General features: G+C 52.3%; 6 protein-coding genes. 4 read left to right on the top strand and 2 right to left on the bottom strand.

Annotated features, from left to right (window positions below):
• The first annotated feature begins 33 nt into the window (after positions 1-33).
• The gene (locus tag L1D47_RS13605) at positions 34-489 is read left to right on the top strand and encodes a winged helix-turn-helix domain-containing protein (protein WP_052813600.1); all 456 of its coding nucleotides are present in this window, start codon (positions 34-36) and stop codon (positions 487-489) included.
• Positions 490-1034: 545 nt separating this feature from the next.
• Here L1D47_RS13605 and L1D47_RS13610 read toward each other — a convergent pair.
• Entirely contained in the window at positions 1035-1559 is a 525-nt protein-coding gene (locus tag L1D47_RS13610; RefSeq protein ID WP_239885571.1) for a hypothetical protein, read from the bottom strand.
• Positions 1560-1570: 11 nt separating this feature from the next.
• Complete coding sequence (locus L1D47_RS13615) at positions 1571-2392, bottom strand: cytochrome c3 family protein (RefSeq protein ID WP_239885573.1); 822 nt, start codon at positions 2390-2392, stop codon at positions 1571-1573.
• 722 nt (positions 2393-3114) lie between these two features.
• On the opposite strand from L1D47_RS13615, the gene L1D47_RS13620 reads away from it, so the two are divergent.
• From L1D47_RS13620 to L1D47_RS13630, 3 genes are all read left to right on the top strand, one after another.
• Complete coding sequence (locus L1D47_RS13620; RefSeq protein WP_239885575.1) at positions 3115-3936, top strand: helix-turn-helix domain-containing protein; 822 nt, start codon at positions 3115-3117, stop codon at positions 3934-3936.
• The gene (locus L1D47_RS13625) at positions 3929-4450 is read left to right on the top strand and encodes a hypothetical protein (protein ID WP_239885577.1); all 522 of its coding nucleotides are present in this window, start codon (positions 3929-3931) and stop codon (positions 4448-4450) included. Before L1D47_RS13620 ends, L1D47_RS13625 begins: the two co-directional genes overlap by 8 nt.
• 69 nt (positions 4451-4519) lie before the next feature.
• A complete protein-coding gene (locus L1D47_RS13630; RefSeq protein WP_239885579.1) occupies positions 4520-5929 on the top strand; it encodes a hypothetical protein in 1410 nt (469 codons plus the stop codon).
• Positions 5930-6311 lie beyond the last annotated feature (382 nt).

The following is a 6311-nucleotide window of genomic DNA, read 5'->3' on the forward strand; positions in this document are numbered from 1 at the left end:
ATTCTTGTGTGATTCCCTTAATGTGAGACCCCGATGCAAATAGGTTGCTGTTGGTTTGAGCCGTCTCAGTCGACGCTGTCAAATCAAGACAATGACACCAGCTGGCGTATGCCGGGTGCGGAGTTTGCCGTACTCAAATTACTGACCGAGCGCCGTGGACAGGTGATGTCCAATGCCGACCTCTTGGCCTGCCTGCCAGAGGAGGAGGCCAACATGGCGCGTCTGGTACAGGCGGTGGATCGTATTCGCTTCTTTCTCGGCAGCCCGTCGGGCAAGCTGCTGGAGTCGGTGGGCGATCAGGGTTACATACTGCATGCCAAACTCTCACCTCACCGCGAGCTGTTGGGCAGCGGCCCAATTCGTCGCATGACCAAGCAACAATATATCCTGCTGATCTCCCAGCTGTTGCTGCTGTTTCTGCTCATCTATTCCGTATTTGAGCCCTCCAACTATCTGCCTTCCCTCGGCGAACTGCTCGGCGAGCAATAGCCTCCTCCCGATCTCTGGCTAGGCTGGCCCATGCCCATACTTAGGCTCACTTTCTTATTCATACCTATACTCGTGCGCATGTTTAGTTTGTATACCTAGGGAAGGTGCGAACAAGTCGTCGCACAGCTCTGGCTTTGATAGCAGCGACAGTTCAAGGCATTCAACTGAGGGCATGCCGAGGCCTGCTGAAGTTGAATAACGCCGAAATGGTGTTGCTATCAAAGCCCCGCAGGGCGAGGCTTACAGCGGTATTTGCTGCGTTACAGTTCTTGCGAAGGACTAGGGCCATTCGCTGCAAACTGTGCCTTGCATCTATCCACTTTAAGCACACGCAGAGCAAGCGGATCAGAAATAGCGCAGAAAAAACGCTTGAGAACAAAGCAGGATTTTTAGATAAGTAGTTATTCTACAATTAAAAATACTAATACAGTTATCGAGCGTTTTAACAAGCTAGAATGATCAATTATTTATTACGATTGGTATAAAATCGGGACATAAAAAAAGGGCCACACGCTAGGCGGTGACCCTCAAAGTGGTGCAGTGGGTTAAGTGGAGGGGAGCAGAACCAATTCGTTGGTCGCCTTGGCACCTTTTATCTCGATTCCGACCTTATATTCCTTTACCGAACCAGGCGCCGTGTTGGCGTCCCAGTTAAGATCGGTTGCATCGAAACTGTACTGACCCTTGTCAGTCTCTGTTAGCACGCCCTGGCAGTCGCCTTCGGCGCTGTCACACAGATAGCTCTGGGTCACGTGCCAGTGTTTCCAAGCCTTGGCGTTAGATGACGCTGTCGTGCTGTCGGGGAAGCCGAAGTAGACGATGCGATAATCCTTGGCATTGGTGATGGCCAGGCCGTCAGCATCCTTCAGGGCAAAGTTCAGTGCGCCCGTCACGCCGTCAAACTCGGCCAGGGTCAGGTTGATGGCTAAGGCCTCACCGGCATCTATGGTGTCGGCAACCGGCGGCGGAGTGATGTTCCCACCGTCATCCTTATCATCGTTGTCGTCGCTACCGCAGCCGCCGCAGATAAGCGCCGTTGCCAGTAGGGCAGTTAATAACTTCTCATTCATGACCTGCTCCTTTAGTTAAAGTGGCCGGTATGGCAAGTCGTACATTCCATGTCAGACTTCACGCTGGCGGCGCTGCCCATGGTGGTCTCTACGCCGTGACAGCTTTGACAGCCTTGGGCCTCGCTTGAAGGCTTTGACTCAGGTAGTGCCGAGATATCTTCGCCTGCATGTGCACGGTTAAGCAGCTCGACCAGATGATAGGCCACAGAGGCCGACAGACGCTTACAACGCTCGCCCTTCTGACTGAAGGTAAAGCCGGAGGCCTTAGACCAGTTACTGATAGAGGAGTGACACAGGATACTGTTGGCAACCGATGACTTACCGACCAGGGCCGTCTTCTCGGCGGTAGAGCCGATACCAGCCACGAACTCGTCGCTTGAATAAGGCAGCTCGGTCACCTCGTAGTAGCGGAAAGAGGCACCGATCACGGCAGAGTTTTGACCGTTGATGTCGTCTAGGATGTTGACCAGCATGCCGGTGGCGTTGTTGTTACCACACACTGTGCCCTGGCCCACGATACCCGCCCAGCCATAACCGGCCAGTGCCGTTGGAATCGTCTTAAACTTGTCGGCGTCGGCGCTGCTTGAGTTAGCCAGCATAGTCACTAAGGCGTAGAACACCTGGTGCATACATCCGCCGCCAGTCTCATAGGCCAGCTTGGCTGTCGCCATAGGATCGAGTGGAACATACTTGAGCTTTTCACCCAGTTCCAGTTTGTAGTTGCCTTGTTCATCGGTGGCGGCGAAGGCCGATGTGCCCATTAGGGTTGCGCCTGCCGCGGCGGTGCTGATGCCGATGATTTGGCTAAGTGCTTGGCGTCTATTGATGGTCATGACAATGTCCTCACTTGGATAGATGTTATTTTTGTTGTTGGCGTGGTTAAAGGGATACGCCGGTTTGAACTTGGGGTCAGTGTGGTCCGGGTAGATTGCAAATAGTGTGATTTGGGCTGGATGAAGCCATGGGATGGATGAACATCTGCGGGCAGGCGTTTTTTGGGTGTCTTGCATCGATTTGTTCAATTAATGTGTTGGCTGGGTATTGTTTGGCGCGATTGCACTGTGGTCTGGATCACCTTATTTGTAACATTCATGTTAATTTGCAGCTTTCGCGTGGCGATAAATAGTGGGCCTATGGACGTGAAGAAGGCGGCGGGGATCACATAGCTTATTATTCCCTAGGGCCTGTTTATCTTCGCGTTCATTTTTGCAGCATTCTGTATCGCTTTTATACAAGGCAGAGCGATTGTAATGTGGTGTGCTACATCAATGAGCGATAACGCAGTAGAAAAATGATACAGACGCTGCCCGTAGGGTTCGTCTTGAGCACGTTCAACGCTTTGTTACTCGGCTTTTATATAGAATAACTATACTCCAAGCCTCCTGCCGCGATTTGAACGTGCTCAATTAGAACAAAATTTGTTCTCAAAAGGTCAACAGGCCCTAGCAATTGTAAGGGCATTTTTTAGATGAGTTTCGAGGAGATAGAGGGGATCACAGATTTTTTTACTGCGTTTGCATAAGCTTATTAGCAATGAAACGACAGAGTAACAAAGATGCAACTGGGTGATTGCCGATTCGACAGACATGCTGGCGTGCTCACCAACGAGCTGACGGGTGAAGAGTGGCATCTACCGCGCGCCGAACTGCAGGTGCTATCGCTCCTGCTGGCCAATAGCGACAAGGTGGTGGCTAAGCGTGTCTTGGGTGCCGGGGATGACGAGCACCCGCCACTAAGCGACTCGTCGGTGGCGCGGGCGGTGTTTATGTTGCGCTCCTTCCTCGGCCCGCTGCATGAACATATGATAGAAACCGTCAAGGGCAAGGGCTATCGTCTGCGCCTGGATAGCGCCGTGCCCTCAAGCGTGCATCATGCCGACAATGCGCCTGCACAGGCGGAGCTCCACGGTGTGGGTGAGCGCATCGAGGCGGTTTTAGCCTGGCTGTTTGGCAAGCGCCATCGCTGGATCAAGCTGTGGATAGGGCTGATCGTCCTGCTACTGGGCGCCCTGGTCTCTTTGCAGCTCTTCTCTTCGGTGAGTCTCGAGGTGCAACATAGCGAACCCTATCTGCGCCACGGTATTACCCTGGAGTCGGGGCAGAAGATGATGTTTATCAGCTACGCCAAGTCCAAGACCAATAACACCTCTTTGCTGCGCCTGTCGGAGAAGATGTCTCAGGCGTTTGAGCGCTGCGAGTCTTCGCCCTGGAAAGAGGTCTATATGTCGCTGTCCCACGACAAGCAGGTGTTTAACATCACCATGCGAGGCGAGAAGATGGGGCAGTCATTGGTGCGCAACCTTAAGTTAACCGATTACAGGCAGCAGAAGCGGTTTATCTCCGAGGCCTGGTTTAAAGAGGTATCTCTGTGTGAATAGAAAGGTACTGTGGGCGATCAATATTATTGTGCTGGGGCTGCTGGCGATAAGCATCACCATCAGTTATCGCTATCTCTATCCCAGCGAAAGCATCATGCTCAGCTGTAGCTCCGAGCTGTTCGATCGCCGCGACGAGGCTCAGGCCGAGGGACGTCACTATCTGCTGGTGGATATCATGGCCAAGAAGCAGCAGGCGCAGATCAACTATCGCTACTTTAACCTCGACGGCACTTCGGCGGGCACCATACGCATGCAGGGCAGTTTCCTCGATTTCGATAAGGCCAACGGCCGTTATCACTTCTCGGTAGAGACCAAGGAGGAGATAGGCACCGAATCGGCTGAGACCATGCCAAGGCATATGCAATATCTCTCCTATATCAGCTCTTTTAACTTAGACAGCAAGGGGATGCATAATCTCTCCATCGAGACACTGGAATTAGATCCCCACAGGGACTATGCGGTGGTATTATTTCAGCCGAGTAATACCATCTGTGGTTGCCGTATAGTGCAATAGTCGCACTTAGGCTATACTCAGGATGTGCATTTCTAAATTACTGAAATAATTCTATTATTCTGAGGTTTTGTGTCTAAGGTCAATATCAAGCAGGAAGAGTCTCTGTCGATCAAGTTTACCCATCAGATGAAGGTGGGTGACCATAGGCGGCTCGACCTCTATTTCTTTCTGCCCAAAGAGATGGGGATTAATCCCCAGAGCCTTGACGAAGAAGAATATTATCATGCGGCCATCGCCGGCCGACGCTCCTACTACTCCTCAGGCTTGCATCTGCCACTGGTGCAGGGGCGCTTTATCAGCCAGAAGAAGCGTACCGTCGAGGAGTTCAGGCTCTACCTCAACCTGTTTGCCTATCAGTTTGCCGTGGCCATCGAGACCGACAGCAAGGAACTGGCCCAGGTAGAGGATGTGGAGCAGTTTTATGCCTCGCTCAAAGATCTCAGCGAGATAGTCACCCAGCTGTTGAAGAAGTTTCGCCGTAACGAGCCCAGTGACCCTAAGTGGAAGCACTACTTCGAGAACGCCGATAACTACCTCTCCTGGTTCTGTGAGCAATGCCTGCTGAAACTCATGTCCCATGCGCCCCGCAGCAGCGACTACAGCGAGGTGACAGAGGAGGTGATCAACCTGTGTCGCAGCGAGAACAGCTATCGCGACAGCAAGAACTATAACTCCTCTCAGACACTGAACGATCCCAACCGCATCTCTAACAAGATGCTGCTGCTTCGTCGCCTGATCCAGCAAGGGGTTGTGTTGAAAGAGGAGCAGAAACGATTAGGTGTGGGCCTCAAGAAGATGACCACGGGGATCGCCACCGCCTTCGTGATGCTGGTGGTCTCGACCCTGATCATCAAGGCTCAGGGGATCTTCAGCGGCCTGACCATGGCCTTGGTATTTACCCTGGCGGTGATCTACGGCTTTCGTGAGATCTTCAAAGAGGACATTCGTAATGCCCTGTGGCGGGTGATCCAGAAGGGGCGTCCGCGCTGGAGCCGGATTCTGCGCGACACCACGAGTCAGGCGATGATCGCTAGGCAGCATGTGTGGATAGACTTCATCAAGTCTAAGGATCTGCCCGAGCAGATAGATGAGATCTTGAGGCGGCGCCACAGCCAGAACAAGCTCGATGCCGACATACTGCACTACGGCATCAACTCGCGCATCGCCAGCAAAGACTTCCTCGCGGGTTATTCCACCATTCAGGAGCAGGTGAACTTCAGCCTGGCTCCCTTCGCCCGCTACCTAGAGCGCGGCAAGGCCAAGATCTACAAGGAGGCCGACGGCAAGATCAGCAGCGACTCGGTAGAGCGCCGCTATCAGATCAACCTGGTGCTCTCCCTGCAAGAGGGTCGCAAGCCGCCACAATTTGCCCGCTACAAGATCACCATGAACCGCTCCACCATAGTGGATATCAGCGAGAGCGCGCTACCAGATGGGGTAGAGGGGATAGGGTTAGAACATGATGAGGTTGAGGGCTAACTTGCCCTTAGTTGAAGTTTTTAGTTTCGACTGACTTTGCTCTGAATTAGCGGATTTCAGCGTTAACCTTCATTGTTTTGAATTGCCTGCCGCAGGCCTTATGTGCAGATACGCCTGTGAGACGCCGCAAGTACATATATGGACACCTCGGATAGATCAAACATTTTGTGAGTAACAGAAAGTAATACTGCGTACGTATATCCGACCTGTTTGTGAGCATCTTCGTGCTCTGGCCTTAATGAGAACCGCGCCTTCGCTGCTTATCGTCCCTTCGGTGTTACAACACCTTGTACTCTCTCAGCATTTGCGAAGGCCGGTATTACCTGTTACTTCATTAATTGCGTTCGGTTTTTAGGGTATGTAATTGTTTTTGTTATTTAGC

It is taken from the genome of Shewanella sp. Isolate7, from assembly GCF_022398425.1.
GTDB lineage: Bacteria > Pseudomonadota > Gammaproteobacteria > Enterobacterales > Shewanellaceae > Shewanella.

Bases quoted from the DNA above. Each gene is read 5' to 3' on its own strand.
- L1D47_RS13610 (WP_239885571.1), bottom strand. From the start codon at position 1,559: ATGAATGAGAAGTTATTAACTGCCCTACTGGCAACGGCGCTTATCTGC.
- L1D47_RS13620 (WP_239885575.1), top strand. From the start codon at position 3,115: ATGCAACTGGGTGATTGCCGATTCGACAGACATGCTGGCGTGCTCACC.
- L1D47_RS13605 (WP_052813600.1), top strand. From the start codon at position 34: ATGCAAATAGGTTGCTGTTGGTTTGAGCCGTCTCAGTCGACGCTGTCA.
- L1D47_RS13615 (WP_239885573.1), bottom strand. From the start codon at position 2,392: ATGACCATCAATAGACGCCAAGCACTTAGCCAAATCATCGGCATCAGC.